Consider the following 1,983-nt stretch of genomic DNA (forward strand, 5'->3'; position numbering starts at 1 on the left):
ACCATAAGAAAACCCCCAGATTTGGATTATTGTCCAAACCTGGGGGTTCACATCAATGCGACTAGTGGGCATCGAAGTTTTTTTGTTGTCTGATATCAGATGGCAATGGTCTGGCTGCGTTTCGATGGTCAACCTGACAAGTGAAATCGAATCTTGAGCGAATTAAATCTGCAAGCTGGTGATATCAACGCAGAAAATCTGTGGGCGGAGATAAAAAGTGCGGAAGCGGGCTGGTTATCAGCCGTGGGATTCTTAGCGGTTTACCGCTTAGAATCCAGCGAGAAGGAGATCCATTTTGCGGTTTTGAGCGAAGCGAATGCAAAATTAGCTCTGACGAGCGCCATTGCGTTCCATAACCAGCCCGCTGAAGCACTTTTTGTCGTAACCCACAAATTTTCGGGCCGTTAGACGATTCAAATTTAATTAGTTATCTAATTATAACAATAACCTAACACTTTCGGAACGTGGCTGAACCATGCTATAATCGGCGTGACGCCCGCATTGGTTTTTCAGAGCTTAAGGTTCTGCGAAAGGATGATATAGCCATGAAAATTATTGTGATCGGAGCCACTCACGCTGGTACCTTTGCCGCACAACAGATTCTGACCAAGCACCCGCAAGATCAAGTCGTCGTATACGAGCGCAATGACAATTTATCGTTTTTGTCTTGCGGCATCGCGCTTTGGGTTGGCGACCATGTGTCTGACCCGAAGAAAATGTTTTACTCAAATCCGGAAGCGTTGACCAAACTCGGCGCCGACATGCACATGCAGCACAACGTTTTAGCAGTAGATGCCGAAAGCAAAACCATCACCGTCGAGAATTTGCAAACTGGCGAGCATTTCACCGACACTTATGACAAATTGGTGTTTACGCCAGGTTCCGCGCCGATCGTACCGCCAATTCCAGGCATCGATGATCCGCATCTCTACTATTGTAAAGATTATGCCGACGCCCAGCGCTTGAAGCAGATCACGCCGACCATCAATTCCGCTGTGGTGATCGGCGCCGGCTACATTGGTGCAGAAATCGCCGAACAATTCGCCTTAGCGGGCAAAAAGGTGACCTTGGTCGATGCGCTTGATCGGGCCTTAGCCAAAAACTTCGATCCTGAAATCACCGATCAAATCGAAGCGGCTTATCGCGAACATGGCACCACATTAGCTTTAGGGCAAAAGGTGGAACATTTTACCGGTGGCGATCAAATCACCGTGACCACAGATGCAGGGGACTATACCGCAGACATTGCGGTGTTGGCGATCGGTTTTAGACCGCACACCGAATTGCTCAAAGGCCAAGTTGAAATGTTGCCAAACGGGGCGATCGTGACTGATGCTTATATGCAAGCATCTCGGCCAGAAATTTTAGTCGCTGGCGATGCGGCGGCTGTACATTACAACCCGACTGGCAAACCCGACTATATTCCGTTAGCCACCAATGCGGTGCGCCAAGGCATTTTAGTCGGGGAGAATGCGCATGGCCCAATGGTGCAATATGCCGGCACGCAAGCTACCAGCGCCGTGGCGTTGTTTGATTACACCATGGCGACCACTGGTTTAACCGTGGCTGGCGGGGAAGCGCGCGGGATGCACTTGGTCAGCACCACCATCACTGAAGCCTACCGGCCAGAATTCATGTTGACGACGACGCCAGTCACGGCGACTTTGGTTTGGGATCCCGTCACGCGCAAAATCAAAGGCGCGGCGTTTTTCTCCAAACATGATGTGTCGATGTCTGCCAACTTGGTGTCTTTGGCGATTCAAACGCAGCAAACCATCGATCAGCTCGCAATGCTGGATACGTTCTTCCAACCTAACTTCGATCAGCCCATCAACTGGGTGAACAAAGTCGCGATGCAAGCGGTGGCCGTTGCGCAATAAGACGTGTTTCTTCTATATAAATACGTAGCCAAAATAAAAAAGCCTTTGTGCACTAGTCCCTGTCAAGTTGACAGATGAAATATTATAAAGTTGAATCTGTCTC

Annotated in this window: 2 protein-coding genes; both read left to right on the forward strand. The window is 49.4% G+C overall.

Annotated elements, in window-relative coordinates; genetic code table 11:
• The first annotated feature begins 153 nt into the window (after positions 1 to 153).
• The gene (locus FD01_RS10645) at positions 154 to 408 is read left to right on the forward strand and encodes a hypothetical protein (protein WP_056964223.1); all 255 of its coding nucleotides are present in this window, start codon (positions 154 to 156) and stop codon (positions 406 to 408) included.
• Between the two features lie 137 nt (positions 409 to 545).
• Positions 546 to 1,880, forward strand: a complete 1,335-nt coding sequence (locus FD01_RS10650) for an FAD-dependent oxidoreductase (RefSeq protein ID WP_056964225.1) — start codon at positions 546 to 548, stop codon at positions 1,878 to 1,880.
• Positions 1,881 to 1,983 lie beyond the last annotated feature (103 nt).

The sequence above is a fragment of the Lacticaseibacillus manihotivorans DSM 13343 = JCM 12514 genome (assembly GCF_001435035.1).
GTDB lineage: Bacteria > Bacillota > Bacilli > Lactobacillales > Lactobacillaceae > Lacticaseibacillus > Lacticaseibacillus manihotivorans.

What these genes read in the sequence shown, in the direction of transcription:
- FD01_RS10650 (WP_056964225.1), top strand. Translation starts at nt 546, where the DNA reads ATGAAAATTATTGTGATCGGAGCCACTCACGCTGGTACCTTTGCCGCA.